The 16,990-nt window shown below is 45.7% G+C and carries 16 protein-coding genes; 8 read left to right on the forward strand and 8 right to left on the reverse strand.

The window, feature by feature from the left end:
* Nucleotides 1-106: 106 nt before the first annotated feature.
* From J4N45_RS23735 to J4N45_RS23750, 4 genes are all read right to left on the reverse strand, one after another.
* Nucleotides 107-301: a hypothetical protein gene (locus J4N45_RS23735; protein WP_252014842.1), complete on the reverse strand. Its 195-nt coding sequence runs from the start codon at nucleotides 299-301 to the stop codon at nucleotides 107-109.
* A gap of 103 nt (nucleotides 302-404) precedes the next feature.
* Nucleotides 405-1,343, reverse strand: coding sequence for a universal stress protein (locus J4N45_RS23740; protein ID WP_252014844.1), 939 nt, complete (start codon nucleotides 1,341-1,343; stop codon nucleotides 405-407).
* A 190-nt stretch (nucleotides 1,344-1,533) separates the two neighbouring features.
* Entirely contained in the window at nucleotides 1,534-2,826 is a 1,293-nt protein-coding gene (locus J4N45_RS23745; RefSeq protein ID WP_252014846.1) for a DEAD/DEAH box helicase, read from the reverse strand.
* Nucleotides 2,827-2,907: 81 nt separating this feature from the next.
* Complete coding sequence (locus J4N45_RS23750; protein WP_252014848.1) at nucleotides 2,908-3,489, reverse strand: acyl carrier protein phosphodiesterase; 582 nt, start codon at nucleotides 3,487-3,489, stop codon at nucleotides 2,908-2,910.
* A 360-nt stretch (nucleotides 3,490-3,849) separates the two neighbouring features.
* Between J4N45_RS23750 and J4N45_RS23755 the strand changes: the two genes are divergently transcribed.
* The 3 genes from J4N45_RS23755 (at nucleotide 3,850) to J4N45_RS23765 (ending at nucleotide 7,004) form a co-directional block, all read left to right on the forward strand.
* Nucleotides 3,850-5,379 carry a hypothetical protein gene (locus J4N45_RS23755; RefSeq protein WP_252014850.1) on the forward strand — a complete coding sequence of 510 codons (1,530 nt, stop codon included), beginning with the start codon at nucleotides 3,850-3,852 and terminating at the stop codon, nucleotides 5,377-5,379.
* 110 nt (nucleotides 5,380-5,489) lie between these two features.
* Nucleotides 5,490-6,233 carry a VP0952 family biofilm-associated protein gene (locus J4N45_RS23760; RefSeq protein ID WP_252017235.1) on the forward strand — a complete coding sequence of 248 codons (744 nt, stop codon included), beginning with the start codon at nucleotides 5,490-5,492 and terminating at the stop codon, nucleotides 6,231-6,233.
* A gap of 162 nt (nucleotides 6,234-6,395) precedes the next feature.
* Nucleotides 6,396-7,004 carry a DUF6198 family protein gene (locus J4N45_RS23765; protein ID WP_252014852.1) on the forward strand — a complete coding sequence of 203 codons (609 nt, stop codon included), beginning with the start codon at nucleotides 6,396-6,398 and terminating at the stop codon, nucleotides 7,002-7,004.
* 21 nt (nucleotides 7,005-7,025) lie between these two features.
* Here the strand turns inward: J4N45_RS23765 and J4N45_RS23770 are convergent, their stop codons facing one another.
* Complete coding sequence (locus J4N45_RS23770; RefSeq protein ID WP_252014853.1) at nucleotides 7,026-7,598, reverse strand: dioxygenase family protein; 573 nt, start codon at nucleotides 7,596-7,598, stop codon at nucleotides 7,026-7,028.
* A gap of 272 nt (nucleotides 7,599-7,870) precedes the next feature.
* Here J4N45_RS23770 and J4N45_RS23775 point away from each other — a divergent pair, with 272 nt between their 5' ends.
* Entirely contained in the window at nucleotides 7,871-8,245 is a 375-nt protein-coding gene (locus J4N45_RS23775) for a hypothetical protein (protein WP_234497839.1), read from the forward strand.
* A 163-nt stretch (nucleotides 8,246-8,408) separates the two neighbouring features.
* Nucleotides 8,409-10,397 carry a U32 family peptidase gene (locus tag J4N45_RS23780; RefSeq protein ID WP_252014855.1) on the forward strand — a complete coding sequence of 663 codons (1,989 nt, stop codon included), beginning with the start codon at nucleotides 8,409-8,411 and terminating at the stop codon, nucleotides 10,395-10,397.
* A 36-nt stretch (nucleotides 10,398-10,433) separates the two neighbouring features.
* On the opposite strand, the gene J4N45_RS23785 is transcribed toward J4N45_RS23780, so the two are convergent.
* The gene (locus J4N45_RS23785; protein ID WP_252014857.1) at nucleotides 10,434-10,613 is read right to left on the reverse strand and encodes a DUF6435 family protein; all 180 of its coding nucleotides are present in this window, start codon (nucleotides 10,611-10,613) and stop codon (nucleotides 10,434-10,436) included.
* A 237-nt stretch (nucleotides 10,614-10,850) separates the two neighbouring features.
* Here J4N45_RS23785 and J4N45_RS23790 point away from each other — a divergent pair, with 237 nt between their 5' ends.
* From J4N45_RS23790 to J4N45_RS23800, 3 genes are all read left to right on the forward strand, one after another.
* On the forward strand, nucleotides 10,851-11,480 hold the full coding sequence (locus tag J4N45_RS23790) for a DUF1349 domain-containing protein (protein ID WP_252014859.1): 630 nt from the start codon (nucleotides 10,851-10,853) through the stop codon (nucleotides 11,478-11,480).
* Nucleotides 11,481-11,544: 64 nt separating this feature from the next.
* Nucleotides 11,545-12,930, forward strand: coding sequence for a TldD/PmbA family protein (locus J4N45_RS23795; protein WP_252014860.1), 1,386 nt, complete (start codon nucleotides 11,545-11,547; stop codon nucleotides 12,928-12,930).
* Nucleotides 12,930-14,273 (forward strand): TldD/PmbA family protein, encoded by a 1,344-nt coding sequence (locus J4N45_RS23800; RefSeq protein WP_252014862.1) that lies wholly within the window; start codon nucleotides 12,930-12,932, stop codon nucleotides 14,271-14,273. The genes J4N45_RS23795 and J4N45_RS23800 overlap by 1 nt, the downstream gene beginning before the upstream one ends.
* Nucleotides 14,274-14,495: 222 nt before the next feature.
* Here J4N45_RS23800 and J4N45_RS23805 read toward each other — a convergent pair whose 3' ends face one another.
* Both J4N45_RS23805 and J4N45_RS23810 read right to left on the reverse strand, forming a co-directional pair.
* Nucleotides 14,496-15,680: a hypothetical protein gene (locus tag J4N45_RS23805; RefSeq protein ID WP_252014864.1), complete on the reverse strand. Its 1,185-nt coding sequence runs from the start codon at nucleotides 15,678-15,680 to the stop codon at nucleotides 14,496-14,498.
* Between the two features lie 851 nt (nucleotides 15,681-16,531).
* Complete coding sequence (locus tag J4N45_RS23810) at nucleotides 16,532-16,735, reverse strand: pyrophosphatase (RefSeq protein ID WP_252014866.1); 204 nt, start codon at nucleotides 16,733-16,735, stop codon at nucleotides 16,532-16,534.
* Between the last annotated feature and the right edge of the window lie 255 nt (nucleotides 16,736-16,990).

The raw sequence follows: 16,990 nt of genomic DNA on the forward strand, positions 1-16,990 counted from the left end.
CTCCTAGCATAGATTAATAGAGCTAGTGAGCTCTGCGGCTCACTAACTATCTCGGTGCACTGGTTATCAGTATTTTGCAGTCAGCAATTAACTGATGCAGATGAGGTCAGAAGACTCTGTCGGTAGGTCGGGAGGCAAGTGTGTCTGGATGATGAGCAATCAAGGTTTTCACACCTTCATTTTGCTGCTCTAACAGCTCTAGCGCGTTATAGGTACAATCGCCAATATCATGTCGTGGGCAAACGTGTGTTTGGTGGCGTTCTATCAGTTCAGTATTACAATGTGGACAGTAGTGCTTCATGATATCCTCCTGTGATTACTCACAAAATTGTGTTGCCAAGTCAGTATCGTTACGCTTGATTAACTCAGTTCTCCCCAGTTTTTCCAGTTCTGTTTGCTTTGTTTCAGCTTGCTATTGGTGTTTTGAAGCCCTGCGGCTTGAGTGCGACCAACGAGCAATGAATCGATTGAAGTACATTTTCTGCTGTATTGCCGATCACAAATCCAGATATGCCCGTTCGAGCGACGGTTCCCATCACTAACACGTCTACATCACGCTCTCTTACACACGTTGGAATCTGATCATCCGCTTTTCCGTGAAGATGGTGGATGACAATACTTCCTTTTGTTCCCGATTCATCAATCAAAGCTTGAAGGGCTTCTTCATGTCGAACTCTCTCTTCTTCAACTTCTTTCGCCACATCTTCATGCTCGATCTTGATCCAGGTATTTCTGTCTATGTAGTTTTCCATGTAGTGTTGCCAGCACGAAATAACATGAAGCCTACTGTCGCAACTATCCGCGATCGAACGCGATAGTTCTAACAGTCGCAGGGCTAAGGCATGTTGTTCCTGCGTCGAAGCGACAGGGTCAATCGCAACCGCGACTCGTCGTTTTTGTTTAGGCTTGGAGGTAGGTCTATGAAGCCACACGGGGCTTGGACATTTACGCAGCAACGTCATGTCGATCGCTTTGAAACCATCGCCACCATCGGTGATTGGTTCCGCTTCTTTGATGACTAAGTCGTTGTGGTTGTTGAGAACATGCCTAATGATGCAAACCGCGGGCTGTTCGCTACTTTGAACCTCAATCGGAAAAAGCACCACATCATCTGACAGACCAACGTCATTTTTGGTTTTAATCACGCTTTGGTTAAGAGAATCTTGCAACGAGCTCTCATAGGCATGCTGATACTCGGAGAGATCATCTGGAAAGGTGGGACTGGCAATCAACCCCTTAACTGGAACGCGATTGTTGGCCGCCAGCATAATCGCCTGCGCCAGTGCATCACTGTGCCCCGGTAAACCTTGGGTAGCAAATAGTATGTTCTCAAATCGTCTCATACACTCCTCCTTGGTTGCACAAATATTAACCAAGCCTACCCCTTAATGGCTAGTTAACAATTGTAACCACAAATTAACAAGTGATAGTCATTCTCATTAAAAGACTGATTGTATGAGACAAAAAATTCCATTGGCAGAGTGTAAAAACTAAAAAAGACAGGCCTCAGCTTGTCTTTTTCAGTTGGTTTTTTTAGCGTTTCTTACCGCGATTAGCGTGTATCTTTAGTTTCGCCTTCATCTTACGCTTATCTGCGCCTCGACCTTTTCGGCGTGGTGCTCTATCAGGATCTATTTCCGACTCTGGGCTTGGTTCAAACCCTGCTAGCCATTCTTGAGGTAAGCGATTGTCGAGCAAACGCTCTATCGCCTCTAACAAGTATTGTTCATCGTGGCTCATCAGCGAAACGGCAAGACCTGCCTGCCCTGCGCGTCCTGTACGACCAATACGGTGTATGTAATCTTCCGCTTTATACGGTAAGTCGTAGTTCACGACCTGCTCTAGCTGTTGGATATCCAAACCACGCGCAGCGACATCGGTTGCGATCAACGCTCTCACTGCACCAGACTTAAAATCGTCTAGCGCTTTTTGACGTGCGCCCTGACTCTTATCGCCATTGATAGATACCGCTTTAATGCCATCTAACTTGAGCTCTTTAGCAAGTGCATCACTGCCTTGCTTGGTTTTTGTGAACACAAGAACCTGCTGCCAGTTACGGGAGCCAATCAAGTAGGCAAGCAGTTCGTGCTTACGCTTCTTATCAACGGGGTAAACCATCTGTTTTACGGTATCTGCCGTCGAGTTCGCTGGCGTAACTTGGACCTCTACTGGCTGATTCATAATACGATGCGCAAGCGCTTTAATCCGCTGCTCAAAGGTCGCCGAAAACATCATGTTTTGACGCTCTTTTGGTAACCGTTTTAGGATACGGTTAAGGTCCGGCATAAAGCCCATGTCTAACATGCGGTCAGCTTCGTCTAGCACTAGGTATTCACACTCGGCGAGCGTCAAGTTACGAGTGTGCTGATGGTCAAGGAGACGACCCGGTGTTGCCACTAGAATGTCGGCACCACCACGAAGATTCTTAGTCTGCACACCGATGCTAGTGCCACCATATGCGACAACCACTTTTAAATCAGTTGATTTGGTGAGCTGAACCAGACTATCAAAAACCTGTTGAGCCAGTTCACGCGTTGGCGTGAGTATCAATGAACGGATTACCTTACTCTCTGGCTCTCTCGCTTTAGGCTCATCCAGCAACTGCTGAATCAATGGCAATCCAAACGCTGCGGTCTTACCCGTGCCTGTTTGTGCACCTGCAAGTATGTCTTTGCCGTCCAATACAAAGGGAATGGCTTTTTCCTGAATCGGTGTCGGTGACGTGTAGTTTAGGTCAACAAGGTTTTGCTTTAACGTATCGCTAAATGCAAAAGCATCAAAAGAGGACTGCTCACCGGCAGTATCGAGTAGAGTCTTGTCTGTCATAACGTCGCCAACAGGGTGTATTCAAAAAGGGTCGCGAGTGTAACAGAAACCAAGCGCTAGGTTAATGCTATTCTCGCCTAACTACTTGCGAGTTTGTTGTTTTGCCTGCTCTAACACCTCAGGGTACAACTGATTGAAAAACTCTGAAAATTCTGGATAGTGCATTTCAAGCTGTTCACCACACTCTGCCAATGGTGCCATACGCATGCTGCGCAGGGACATACGCTCCAACGCATACTTGATGTTATCGAACTCTTGATACGACTCTAGCCAACGCCCTTGCCACATGTGTGTACTCATTCGAACAAATCGATCAGGTAATGGTGCAGATGTCCGCTTAATGGTTGCTTCTGCATTATCAACAAACCGAGTGAGAGACTGGTGATGAAATCGAGACCAGTGTTTTGCAAGGCAGTGATCCCAAAACATATCCATCGCAATCGGGGCGAACCGTTTTAAGTCAGAGTCGAACAAGGTTTTACACTGCTTCATAATGAGATGGTTGTCTGTGTAGGAGTCAACAAATCGATGCAGCATGATACCTTGGGCAATATCGTCTTGATAGTGCTTTGTTGGGTCACCTTTGACAAAGTCTCCCAATAAGTTGCCTAGTAAGCTACTACTGCAATGCTCTGCGATGTGTAAGTGTGCAAGAAAGTTCATAGCTCTCCATATATTAATGCTTTACATCATTGTGAGATGCTAATCTATCGACGTCAAACGAAGGTATGCACTCGACTTCGCATTCAACCGTTATATCGAGCAAAAACCTCGAAAAAACAGAAGTCCCCAAAAGCACGTAAGTTTACCAATATCCATAACCATCTGTTTTTTAATGATTTTAATAAAACATTACAGATAACCACAAACAATAAAAACCGACCTCACATTCATTTGTATGATTAAATGTTTCAACCGTTACATTTTTGAAGTACATCACACCAGTGAATTCTTATAGGATCGCCGCCATAAATTTATGGCTCGCTAATGTCGCCATTTTCAAAGACTTATCTGGTGTAATTAATGGAACACTTTTCGTATCTGATTTCTTTTAATCATTTATTATTTTCAATGGTGGCTGTTGTCATCATGGTTCTGCTTTCAAGAACCATCGTCGCTAATACTAAGTACTCAGCGGTTTTAGTTATCGTTGTACTTGGTCTGCTTATGGGTACCTTGTTTGTAAAAACAGGTCTTGCTACCCCGGGACTTCAAGAGTTCCCAGCTATCGTGCTTTTAAGCCAAACGACCGTCATTGCCTTGATCGCAACATTCTTTGTCGGTGGACAAGAAATCCGTCGCCTGCTTTCAAAGGAGACGGGTCACGTTGATGTGTTAGCTGTTCCTGCCAAGAATGAAGTTTTCTTTGGCACCACGAGTACTCAATTCGTATACATCATTCGCGCATTTGTTTTGCTAATGGGTATCGAGATGATCTCTGCATTGCTGACAGGTCGCAGTGCTTCTCACCCAATGGGTGAATCGTATCTCGCGATGGCGTACCTATGTATAGGCGTTGCTATTATCTTCGTCGATAGCAAAAAAGAAGTAGCCAAGATGCGTACTTACCTCTTTAAGGGCGTCGTCGAGGTTCTGACTATCGTCATCATTATGATGTTGTCGCTAAGACTCTCTCATCTAGTTGCTAGTGTGATTGGTTTGCCGCAAATCTTCTTTGCTATGATCATTTCATCTGGCTTAGGTATGTTGCTTCCACATTGGAAAGCGGGTCCTACACTGAACTCACTGCTGTTCGCTGGTATCCCAGTACTATTAACCGGTACTTTCTTGGTTGGTGGTTCTCACATGCTTGAAGCGTTTAGCATTCCGGGTCTACAAAGCGTTATCGTTTATGGTTTTGCAGGTCAAATGTTCTGGATGTTTGGTGGCCTAACTATCCTTATCTTCCTAGCGAAAGCGAACCACGTTCGTAACCTAGCACCAGGTATGGCAGGTGGTTTATCTCACTCAGGCTTAACAGGTGCATGTACTGCTGGCGACTTCGGCTACACGGCAGCAGCGCGCGCTCCAATCATGATCAACATTCCATTCCTTGGTCATATCTTTGTATTTACTATCCTTGCGGCAAGTGCAGAGCGTGGCGCATTGCTTGTTGGTTGGACACTGCCTCTCGTGCTTGCAGGCTTGGCTTGTGTGTACCTTGCAACCAAGAACCTTCGCAAAGCAAATGGTGACCATGCAGTTGAAGTAAAAGGTCTGATGCAGTTCTCGTTTGGCTGGCAAATTGTTGCGGTATTCGGAAGCTTCACGATTCTACACTTCGCTGGTATGCCTATTGAACACGCATCGATGGCGGCAGCTTCTGGTCTGTCTCACTTCGGCTTGTTCGCGGCAACACAAGGTGGAATGTTTGGCGATAGTGCGGCAAGCATGATCACCTTCATCTTCGCGACACCATTCTTAGTGCATCCGTTGGTATTTGGTCTTTTTGGTAAAGCGACGGAGAACAACGGCGAGATGTCGAGCAAAGCGGTACTGATTATCTTCACTCTTGGTACGCTTGGTGTGCTTTACTCAGCACTCTCGATCTAACGCTACTTTATGGACCTAACCTTCGGGTTAGGTCCTTTTTACGTTTTACATTCAAACGAAAAGCTCTGTTTCTGTGACTAAGGATTTCACTTCTTTAAAATAAGAGGGTTCTGATGTTTTCTACTTTGCATTTTGTCATCACCACTTTACTCGCCATCACCTGCGCTAAAGCGATTGGTGTTAGTGATGGTGATATCTCTGTTCTCGCATTAGTCATTCCAGCGCTATGGATACTGCCTCGTAAAGGTGCCAGTGGACTTGTACTTCTTGCTGGAATGCTCTGTTACGGGCTCACGCTACCTCATCAATCCATATCTCTATCTGTGACACAATGGACACTGTTCCCACTGCTCTTCGTCGCGTTCTCAAAACGCAGTAATCGCAACGTTCGAATCATTACCGCAGCCATCGTTAGTGCCTTGCAAGCGGGAATCATGGTCAGTCAGATACTCGGAACACTCGATGGCTCGCCATTGATTACTCTGGTTCAAATGATCTCTATTTGTGTCATCTGGTGTGCGGCGAGACGCAAGAACACTTCTCGCAAGCAAAATTGGTGGGTATTGGCACTCATTTTACCGCTATGGTTTACCGATCAGGCTTATACCATCGTCGTCGCTCTCTCCATCACTGGTATTATTGCCTCCCTCGAAAGCCTATCTGACCTCAAGGGTTTTCGCTGGAACAAACTCATCTATTGGACAGTCCCAGCGGTTGGCTTTGCAACCTTGGTAGTATGGTCAAAAGTCGAAGTGCCCCATCAAGTTGTTGTCGTATGGATGTGTTTATTGGCAACCGCATGGATGACAGATTACATTCTTCGCAGTATGGAAGTACAAGCTAGACGAGGCTAAAACGGCCTCGTTAGCCACCTCATGTGTAAATCTAACGAAACACTCATTAAAAATCGAAAATTCGCCACGTTATCGACATAAGTATCCATAGAAGGCTAACATCGCCGCCAATCACTTGTAACAACACGCCCCTTTTGGCGTCTATAAATTGGAATTTTCTTTATGGATAAAGATCATAGCCTGCGCGAGAATTTGCTCGCCCTAACGCTCGGGAGTGCTTTGGTATCTCTAGGTGTTATCTTCTTTAATCAGGTTGGCTTGTTAACAGGCGGAACAGCCGGTCTTGCTCTGTTTATCACTAAGGTCACCACGCTTAGCTTCGGACAGGTATTTTTTGCATTAAACCTGCCTTTCTATATTTTGTCAGTCACCCGCATGGGATGGCAGTTCACCATCAACACCTTTATTGCGGTTAGTATCGTCTCTTTCGCTGTGGACCACTTGCACCACGTCATTCAGATCTCGCACATCGAGCCTATTTACGCCGCGTTAATCGGTGGTGGGTTAATTGGTATGGGCATGCTTGTGATCTTTCGACATAAGATGAGCCTAGGTGGGTTCAATATTCTGGCGCTGTTCTTACAAGAGCGATTCGGTATCCGTGCAGGCAAAGTGCAAATGGCACTGGATTGCGCCATCGTTGTACTTTCTCTGTTTGTTGTCGATATCTATCTAATCGCACTCTCTGTATTGGGTGCTATCGCAACCAATCTGATCTTGGCGATGAACCACAAGCCCGGGCGTTATCAACCCGTACAGAGCGGCGCATAAGTGCGAAATAGATGGGCAACGTCAGACCACGAACTGGAACTGCGTTGTCCACTCTTCTTTGCCATCTTTGTTTACATCCATTTGCAGTAAATCTCGCTCGCTACCACCCCACCACTCGTTACCTGTCTTGCCTTTGAGGTAAAGTTGCGTCGTCAACAACTCTCGTTGATTCTGCCAAAGCTTTACATGTATGTGCGGTGGCCTACCTGTGTAGGGGACTGGAAATAGAGTCCTAAACTGTACCTGCCCTCTTTCATCACTTTGAAGCGCGCCAAAGCCTGCGAAGTTTTTATCGAATCTCTCAACGTTAGGTTGCCGTGGATGGTCATAGACACCTCTCCCATCGCACTGCCAGATTTCAACTCTCACACCAGAAATTGGATTGCCTTTAGTGTCTACGACTCTCCCAACCAAATTCATGCTCTCACCTTCGACTTCATCGCTCTCAATAATCAGGTCTGGCCGAACGGGAATAGTCGTCACTGGGTAAAAGGGACCTTCTGCCTGAGGCGGCGTTTTTTGTAGTTTTGTGTTTGCCAGTACTGGACTAGCAACAAACACAGAGCACAATGCCAGGAAATCGCGTCGTTCCATCTTTCCAAACTCCACATTAACGATAATAAAAGTGTGGTACGGATTTACTCTCTCCGCGAGTTCAAAATTGCTTAAGAATCTATCAAATAGAACGCGAGCCCCGAGTTGCCCTACTATTCGAAATGTTTTTCTGTCATTATGAACAAATGAAAAGCCTGACTAGTAGTGGTAAGGCAAACAATGTCACAAGACTGAACATTTTGGCATCGACTCACTTTTCATGCCTAGTCAGTGACGATAAAAACATCCCAGTCGAAGGAGTAGAATCAGCGATGACTTACGAAACAAAAACCATGGAAGTACCTGTTGCTATCGCAGACCGTGTACAAGCGTTGATCGACGGCTACATTGCCAAAGAAAAGTTTAATGCTGAGCGACGCGAGGTCGTAAATAACCTACTCGCTATGGATGGACTGAGCTGCGAGATGGCAGTATACAGCCTACCTCAAGATGAACTGATGGATACGCTTCGTTTTGTGTATGAGTTGTCTGGTACCAACAGTCGGTTCGTCAAAAACATCCTAACGCAAACGCGTGAAAACCCAACGAAGAAGCTTTCTGACTCTCAGCGTTCTTCAGCAAAAAGCTTACTGTTCAACCTACTTAACGACCCGTCAGTGGTCTCTGCAATGAAAGAAATGCAGTAATTGAGCTTTACTTTAACGAAAAGGTGGCAGATGCCACCTTTTCTCGTTTTTTACACCACTTCATGTTCCTTCCTACTTTCGTCCACAACTACCTCTAATTAACTAACGAAATTCGTCACTAATTCCTGTACACTGCGCCCTCACTTTTTTTAGGGGTATGGTCGTGACACGAGATCAGTTTGAGTTATTAGCACCGGGCGGTGACGTAGAATCAATCAAAGCAGCAATTGCAGCGGGTGCTGATGCGGTTTACTGTGGACTGGATCGTTTTAACGCGCGTAATCGCGCCGCTAACCTGACACTAGATAACTTAAATGGCGTTCTCGAACTGGCTCACGCCAATCAATGCCAAGTTTTCCTTACCCTTAACGTCCTCATTCTCGAGAGTGAAATTGCTGCAGTAATGAGGCTTCTCGCCCAGTTAGTCGATACAGACATCGATGGCGTTATCGTTCAGGATCTTGGCTTAGCCTATCTTCTAAAGCATCATTTCCCTACATTAGATGTTCACGCATCAACTCAGTTGAATACCCACAACACAGGGCAAATTGAGTACCTCAAGAAGATGACCGCGAGTCGCGTCAATTTATCCCGAGAGTTGAACATCGATGAAATTGCTCATCTCGCACACTTTGGTCATCAACATGACGTGTTGATGGAAGTGTTCGTTCATGGTTCCTACTGCATCGGTTTTTCTGGTCTTTGCTATATCAGCTCTGCTCGCAATGGCGCCTCAGGTAACCGCGGTCGATGCAGCCAACCATGCCGAGAACAGTATCAAACCACTAAACAGGGTTATGACTACCCGCTAAACCTCAAAGACAACTCCGCATTTGGTGATCTACAAGCGCTTGCCGATGCTGGCGTGTACTCACTGAAGGTGGAAGGTCGAATCAAAAAGCCACATTACGTTTACACAGTCGTCGACAACTGGCGTAAGCAGATTGATCGACTGTGTGACGGTGAAACGCTATCGCAAGACACAACTGAACTCTACACAGTGTTTAACCGCGATTTTTCAAACGCGTTTCTGAAAGGGGATTTTGGCAAAAGTATGTACATTGATAATCCAAGAGATAATGCCGTCACGCATTTCTCAAAGGTCTATCAATGCACTAGTACCGATGATGTTAAAAGCGTCAAAAAGCGTCTGTACGACAAGAAAACCGATATTATCCAACATGTTGATGCCGAGATCGCCAAGATGGACATCAACTCAGATCGCCCGAAAGCCAGCTTAAAGGGAGCCATCGAAGCGCCAAAACTGGCAACGCTTCCTAGTAACCCTGAGCTAACCGAGACCAAGCCTCTTTCTGTATTGATTTCAGAGCAAGAAGATGTGGCACTCGCGCTTGAAGACAATGTCGATGTTTACTTTCAGCTCCCTATGGGGCTAAAAGCAGAGCTGCCTGCGATGATTGCTCTGTTTGAGAGTAACCCGAGATTAAAACCATGGTTCCCTGCCATTTTGATCGGCGACGATTATGAAGCGGCGAAGGTGTTTCTCGAGACTATCAAGCCCTCTTTACTCATCACCAACAACTCTGGTGTGGGCTTCTATGCGCAAAGCAATGGATTGAAATGGATCGCAGGTCCACAAATGAACACCACGAACTCATACACACTCAAGTGTCTCGAAGAAGAGTACTCGGCAGCTGGCGCATTTTTGTCTAATGAGTTAAGCAACAAACAGCTTCGCTACATTCGCAGACCTAATCAAATGCGTACCTTCTACAGCGTGTACCATCCAAATACACTTTTGACTAGCCGTCAGTGCTTGTTCCAGCAAACTGAAGGCTGTAAAAAGATCAAGGTCAACAAGGGTTGCTTGAGACGCTGTGACAAGCGCACCTCTATCATCAATCTAAAAGACAATCCATACGTCGTTCAAAAGCAGAGAGGCTCACACAACTCTATTTATAGTGACTTGAACACGTTAAACCTTGATGTCCTTAATGATCATCGCGACCTCATCACGGATGTATTTATTGACCTACGAGACATCCAAACCGAAACCAAAGTATCAGGTAGTAAGCTAGATATCATCAATGCATTCCAAGCGGAGTTGCTTCGGAAAGGAGATGACCCATCGAGCGGTGTCACAGCACTGATCGCGCCGACAAGAAACCAACAGTATCAGAAAGGTATCTAAGTAGACCTGCTTAATTCTTAAAGATTAAGTCTTAAGCTACTGAGAGTCGTCAGCAGAGAGCTTTTTGATATGAACAAAGAGCTCCTCTGCCTCGGCTGTGAGTTTAGAGTACATTCTGATATCGCCATTTCTCTGAGCACGCATCGCTTGCTCTAGCAACATTGAGTGTCGTTTCTTTAGTTTTCTTGCTGGTTCTCGTTTTAAGAATGAGAACATAGTTAACTCCGTTTAATTGGTTTGTCTGGTTTACGAAGCTTTATCACAAACAGATTCATCTCTAACGATAATCACGCTACTTTCTCTATTTCTCGCGCACACTCGTGCTGGTTGAATTTATTGCTCTAATCGCTTGAAGGAGCAAGAAAAAGAGACCATCATGGACTCTAAGGGAAACAGAAATATCACCACCCCCCCTACCTATTCAAAGTTTTTTCCAAGAGCGAGATACCCTAAATGGTTGATTTCACCAAAGGCACATGGATTTTTGAACCCGAAACCAGTCAAGTGACGGAGACGTCTGTGTCGATTACAACAGAGCCGGAAACAGACTTCTGGCAACGCTCATATTATGGCTTTAGGAACGACAACGCCCCAGCATTATTGCTTGAGTCTAGTGATAACTTCTCATTCACCACAAAAGTAAGCTTTCAGTATCAGTCTCAGTTTGATCAATGTGGACTGATTATCTATTTGGATAGTGACAACTGGTTCAAAGCATCCATCGAATACGAAAACGAGTCATTTTCCCGACTCGGCAGTGTTGTGACCAACCTTGGTTATTCTGACTGGGCGACAACAGATATCCCGCTCCCTAGTGAGATCTGGTACCGTTTAAGCCGACGTGGTCCTGATTTTTTAATCGAATCCTCGCTCGATGGCGTACATTTCAAACAAATGCGTATTTTTCATCTTCATAAGCTAGGAGAAACAACGCCAGAAATGGGTAAATGCAACCCACCAATGCCGACTAAGTCATCAGTAAAATTTGGTGTTTATGCGTGCAGCCCGACACCATCTTCGTTTACCGCATCTTTCACTGATTTCACTCTAGAACCAAGTCAGTGGCTTGCTCATCCAGCTTGATATAACATTTTGAAATTCCTATTTTTTAGGGATCACTTGGACCTTCTATGAACAAGGAGACTTCATGTTAAATTCTGATACAGCGAAAGCAGTCATCGATCACGCCCTCTTTCTCGGCGCTGATTTCGCAGAGCTTTTCGTCGAACACCATCAAACCAATTCTGTCCAGATCGCGTCTGGCGAAGTCGATAAAGTGAACTCTGGTATCGATTTCGGTATTGGTATTCGTCTCTTCTTTGGTCACAAAGTGTTGTACGGCTACACCAATAACACTGATGAAGCTGAACTAAAGCGCGTAACGTCACTACTCGCAGCAAAAGACAAGAGAGAGCAAATCGCAACAGCGGGCGCTTTGAATCTAAACCGCTACCCAGTTCAACACGGGTGCCGCTTGCCACTGAGCAAAGACGCCAACTTGGACTCAAAAATTGCGTTTCTACTAAAAACCGATGCAGCAGTTCGCGCTGAAAGTGAATACATCACGCAATTTATCGGTAGCGTTCTGCAGCGAGAGCAGCACGTATCGATCTTCAACTCAGAGGGCTTGCACGTTGACGATACGCGTCATTACATCCGCGTGTCGGGGAACTCCGTTGCTCAAAAAGGTAATGAGCAATCCTCTGGTATGGAAGGTCCAGGCGCACTAGCAGGCTGGGAGTTTAGTGAGCAGTTAGATGCCAAAGAACTCGGCCAGACCATCGCCCAACAAGCATTAGTCAAACTTGGTGCTGATGCCTGTCCATCTGGTGAAATGCCCGTCATTATTGGTAATGGATTTGGTGGCGTTATCTTCCACGAAGCCTGTGGGCACTTACTCGAGACCACCTCTGTCGCCAAAAAAGCATCAGTATTCCATGACAAAATGGGAGAAATGATTGCGCATAACGCGGTAAGCGCCGTTGATGATGGCACGATGACCAATGAGTGGGGCTCTATCCATGTCGATGATGAAGGCATGCCAACGCAGCGTACTCAATTAATCAAAGACGGCCAGCTCACTAGCTTTATGGTTGATAAAATGGGCGGCATGAAAACCGGCTTTGAGCCAACGGGCTCTGGACGTCGCCAAAACTACAAGTTTGCGCCAACGTCGCGCATGAGAAACACCTTTATTGAAGCAGGTGAACACTCTCTAGACGATATGCTAGCAGGCGTAGAACGCGGCATTTATGCTAAAAAAATGGGCGGCGGCTCGGTTCAGCCAGGTACTGGAGAGTTCAACTTCGCGGTTCGCGAAGCGTACTTGGTGGAGAACGGCAAAATCACTAAACCGCTTAAAACCGCGACCCTTATCAGTACTGGTCCTAAAGTACTCAAAGAGATCAGCATGGTAGGTAAAGACATGGCGCTGGCACCAGGTATGTGTGGCTCTGTTAGTGGTTCAGTACCAACAACGGTTGGTCAGCCTTCGTTAAAAGTGGACAACATTCTAGTGGGAGGCGGAAACTAATGAGCCAAGACAAACAACTTCTCAGCGCTGTTGATTACGTCCTCTCAGAGGCAAAACGCCAAGGTGCAGAAGCCGACGTTATCGTCAATCGCAGTAACAGTTTCTCACTTAAAGCCAACCAAGGTCAGCTAGATGAATACAAAGTCAGTTCAAGCCAAGTACTTGGTGTTCGAGTTGTCAAAGATACACGTATTGCAACTAGCTATTCTGAATCATTAGAGGAATCCAGCCTAGATTTGATGCTCACCAACGCGCTTCAAAGCGCTCGTTTCTCCAAACAAGATGAGCACCAAACGATTAGTTGTGTTAATAGCAAGATCACCACCGATATTGCAGAAATCGCGCAACAAGACACAACGTCTGCAGATGACAAAATCGCTCTGTCTCTTGCACTTGAAAAAGGCGTTCTCGACCTACCTCATGCTTCAAGCGCTCCTTATAACGGTTATGCGGATGGTGAAAGCCAGCTGATTCTTGCTAACACTCAAGGTACTCTCTGCCAGCACTTCGAGCGCTCGTTTAGTTGCTACGCATACACCTTGTTCGAAAAAGATGGCAAACAATCCATGGCTGGTAAAGTGTCAGTTGGTCGACGCTTTGACGATCTAGATCCTAACTACTGTATCGAACAAGGCTACAACCTTGCGCGCGACCTCCTTGATGGTGCGCCTGTCGCTACTGGCGAGTATTCGGCTATTTTTGATATCGGTGCACTGAGCAGCCTATTTGGCGCATTTGGCAGCGCGTTCTCTGGTGTCAGTGCAATGAAAGGCATCACACCACTTGCGAATAAAGTTGGTCATTCTGTTGCCAGCGAGCTAATCACACTAACCGACGCAGCGTACATGCCAAACGGCATGGCCATAGCCGCGTTTGATAGTGAAGGCTTTGCAACGCAAGACAACATCCTAATCGCCAACGGGCAGTTAAGTACCCTACTCCACAACAGCCATACCGCCAGCTACCTTGGTGCAGTCTCAACGGCTAGCGCGGCGCGCGGTGCAAAATCGAGCTTAGATGTTTCCACAAATCACAAAGTCATAGCCATCGGGCAAAGTAGCGCCTCTGAAGTGAAAGCCGGGGAATACTTAGAGTTGGTTGAACTGCAAGGTGTGCACTCTGGCGCTGATGTGGTCAGCGGTGATTTCTCGTTTGGCGCTAGCGGCTTCTTGTGTCGAGATGGTAAACGATTACAACCGGTTCGCGGTATCACTGTAGCGGGTAACTTCTATAAGATGTTGAAAGAGATCGACGCTGTTGGGGATACACAGCTTGCGAATGATAGCCGCAGTTTCTTTGCACCTGATGTTAGGTTTGCAAGGTTGAGTATTGGGGGTAAGTAGTAGATTGAATGGCTTAGTGGCACAAGACCGTTTGCCACTGAGCCTAACTTGATCAGTAAATAGCCCAAGATGTCGTCATTCCTGCGCAGGCAGGAATCTCCTCACAGCGAGTGCCGACCCGTTTGAATAACTCAATTTTAGACCACGTCGTGTCAGCACCACTCAACCGCTCAACCGCTCAACCCACTGTGATGTGACCTCTTCTCCCTTGCTTAAACCCAATTAACTTTCATACGCTTTGAGCGCTTGCAGCAGTATAGGCTTAACAACAGAATAGATTTGATTCAAGCGCAACTGATAAAAATCAAACGCTTCCTTCCATGACTCTTCGTCTTGCCAGTTAAGAGTGATTGCGGGGAGTGAGAGTCTTAGCTCATCCGGCACAAATTCAGCACCCTCGGGCAGTAGTGATATCAACGATTCTCGCCTATCTAACAAGTACTCAAACAAATATCGCCCGAGCGTGTCATTTCTAAATCGAACAAAGACACCCACCTCATTGGGCTTAGAGCGGTAGGCTGTTATCCAACTATTGTACGTCCTTGGAGGTAACTCAAACCATAGGTGCCCCTGAGTCGAAGGAGTTGGCAGCCTCACACTAGTATCTTCAAGCTCAAGATAATCAAGCAATGCACTCCAATACTCATAGGATTGGCCAGAACCCTTATTTGTCGCTACTTCATTTTGCTCGTTGGTGGAATCCAATTTCTCAGTAATTTCACCACTTATCTGATTAAGCGAAATCACTCGACGCTCGGTAATTTCAGTCTTGTGCATGATTTGTGGGTTCACCAGCAGTTGTTCGCCAGGCATATGGAAGATCTGCATCTCAACCATAGCAAATGAAAACTCCATAGATGCATTGGCATTAAGAAAGTCTTTTATTTCGAAAGCCCCCTCTCGAATACCATCGCCCACTACCAATAATAAGAAACGACCTTTCGAGAGGTTTCGCTGAACCGCATCAATGAATGGGGCTTCCAAGACTTCATGCCCACCAGACTTAACCACTTCAAAAAGAGACTGCCCACCATTAACAGTACAAACCTTAGTATCGAGATCGTTGTAGCTCCAATTCATCAAGTCTTTAGCGTAATCGAGTATCTGCCCTATTACTTCTCTACGCGATTGAGGGTTCCGATAGAGTTTAGTTTCCACGATGACCAATCGACCCGAAGGCGTCACATAGATGCAGTCCACTCGCCCCGATTTCGTGGCGAGCTCCATACACACTGGTACGGCACCAGCGTAATCTGAATCAATTTCGTAAAAAAGTAACAGGTCAGCGTTAGCAAATATAAGTCGCTGTAACCATTTTTCGTCGTAGACACCTGTAGCTTGCAACTCAACTCGTTGAAGCCTCTGAACACCGCTGCCGGGAGATACTATGATTGGACCACTGTTCACAAAACAACTCCGCTGTTAACTAAAAACGTTAAGGATAACAAACCGTAAGGTTAGCCCAACTTGCTACTTTGTGGCGTTTGGGAAGTCTCATTTTGCTATCTGACTTGCATATTTTATTGGTCAGCGAGTAGTTCAGTACACATAAAAAGTAAGCTCATGGACTGTCGTTACGCTGCGTTATACAACGACTTGTATCTAACCTCACTTTTAGCCGATTCTTAGCCTGTTGATGGGGCTAAGTCGTTTCTGCCTAAATTCGTGTTTCACACCCTCCAAGAATCACCGTCTCCGCTTGATAAAGGGGATCTTATTCAGCGCGTTGCAAAGCTGATTTACGTGACTTAGTCGAATATTTTCAGTTATATACGCGCTGTAGGAGATCCTCACTTTCGTGAGGATGACGGTTATATGGGGTATGCTAGAAATGAATGGATGCAGAGCATGTACGTTCGAAGCTGTGCTGGCGGGGTAGATAAACTTAACTCAGAACTGCCCAAATTCGTGTTTCACACCCTCCAAAAATCACCGTCATCCCCTTGAAAAAGGGGGATCTCATTCAGCGCGTCGCGGAGTTGATTTGTGCGACTGAGTCGAATACTTTCAGTCACCTACACTCTGTAGGAGATCCTCACTTTCGTGAGAATGACGGCTGTATGAGGTATGTTAAAAATGAATGGATGTAAAGCATTTATGTCCAGAAACGTTTTTAAAATTGATCAAACTCTACTGTCCTCCGACAACAATGGCCAGATAAAGAGGGAGCATAGGGTCAGATAGAGTTTAAAAGTAGGTAGTGGTTAGGGGGAATTGGTGATCTTAATTACACATCCCTGTGTAACGTTTTCTGAATATCAGTTGGCTTTAAATCGCTTTATAAATTTACTTAAGCGTGGAATCAGGCTAGGCACAGTCGGCGCATCGGGAATCTCATTTACAAAAGTCATAAAGCGCTGTGCTTTACTTTTATCGCCTTGAGCAGTCCCTGCTAATATTGCTTGAGCTAAAATTACATGCTCAGCTGTAACGTCCTTATTCGAAAATTCGTGAATCAACATAGAAAATCCTAATAAGTATAAATACAAATTCAATAATATAATATATTGATGTTTGTATCGATAGCTTATGGCATTCATCAATGTCAGATTTGTGCAAAAGCAAGACAGTGAGCTTAGTGACTTTCCATACTTATACTAATTCGTGATTTGCTAATACTAGGCTCTCCGAAAGTCGTTTCTGCCCAAAAGTGAGGTGAAGGCCTCATGCAACACTAGATCGCTCCTTTTAACTTTTGGCACCCGCGTTAAGTAGAT

This window comes from Vibrio sp. SCSIO 43140 (assembly GCF_023716585.1).
Taxonomy (GTDB): domain Bacteria; phylum Pseudomonadota; class Gammaproteobacteria; order Enterobacterales; family Vibrionaceae; genus Vibrio; species Vibrio maritimus_B.

Bases quoted from the DNA above. Each gene is read 5' to 3' on its own strand.
- J4N45_RS23810 (WP_252014866.1), bottom strand. From the start codon at position 16,735: ATGTTGATTCACGAATTTTCGAATAAGGACGTTACAGCTGAGCATGTA.
- J4N45_RS23790 (WP_252014859.1), top strand. From the start codon at position 10,851: ATGGTTGATTTCACCAAAGGCACATGGATTTTTGAACCCGAAACCAGT.
- J4N45_RS23775 (WP_234497839.1), top strand. From the start codon at position 7,871: ATGACTTACGAAACAAAAACCATGGAAGTACCTGTTGCTATCGCAGAC.
- J4N45_RS23770 (WP_252014853.1), bottom strand. From the start codon at position 7,598: ATGGAACGACGCGATTTCCTGGCATTGTGCTCTGTGTTTGTTGCTAGT.
- J4N45_RS23765 (WP_252014852.1), top strand. From the start codon at position 6,396: ATGGATAAAGATCATAGCCTGCGCGAGAATTTGCTCGCCCTAACGCTC.
- J4N45_RS23745 (WP_252014846.1), bottom strand. From the start codon at position 2,826: ATGACAGACAAGACTCTACTCGATACTGCCGGTGAGCAGTCCTCTTTT.
- J4N45_RS23800 (WP_252014862.1), top strand. From the start codon at position 12,930: ATGAGCCAAGACAAACAACTTCTCAGCGCTGTTGATTACGTCCTCTCA.
- J4N45_RS23755 (WP_252014850.1), top strand. From the start codon at position 3,850: ATGGAACACTTTTCGTATCTGATTTCTTTTAATCATTTATTATTTTCA.
- J4N45_RS23735 (WP_252014842.1), bottom strand. From the start codon at position 301: ATGAAGCACTACTGTCCACATTGTAATACTGAACTGATAGAACGCCAC.
- J4N45_RS23795 (WP_252014860.1), top strand. From the start codon at position 11,545: ATGTTAAATTCTGATACAGCGAAAGCAGTCATCGATCACGCCCTCTTT.
- J4N45_RS23740 (WP_252014844.1), bottom strand. From the start codon at position 1,343: ATGAGACGATTTGAGAACATACTATTTGCTACCCAAGGTTTACCGGGG.
- J4N45_RS23750 (WP_252014848.1), bottom strand. From the start codon at position 3,489: ATGAACTTTCTTGCACACTTACACATCGCAGAGCATTGCAGTAGTAGC.
- J4N45_RS23785 (WP_252014857.1), bottom strand. From the start codon at position 10,613: ATGTTCTCATTCTTAAAACGAGAACCAGCAAGAAAACTAAAGAAACGA.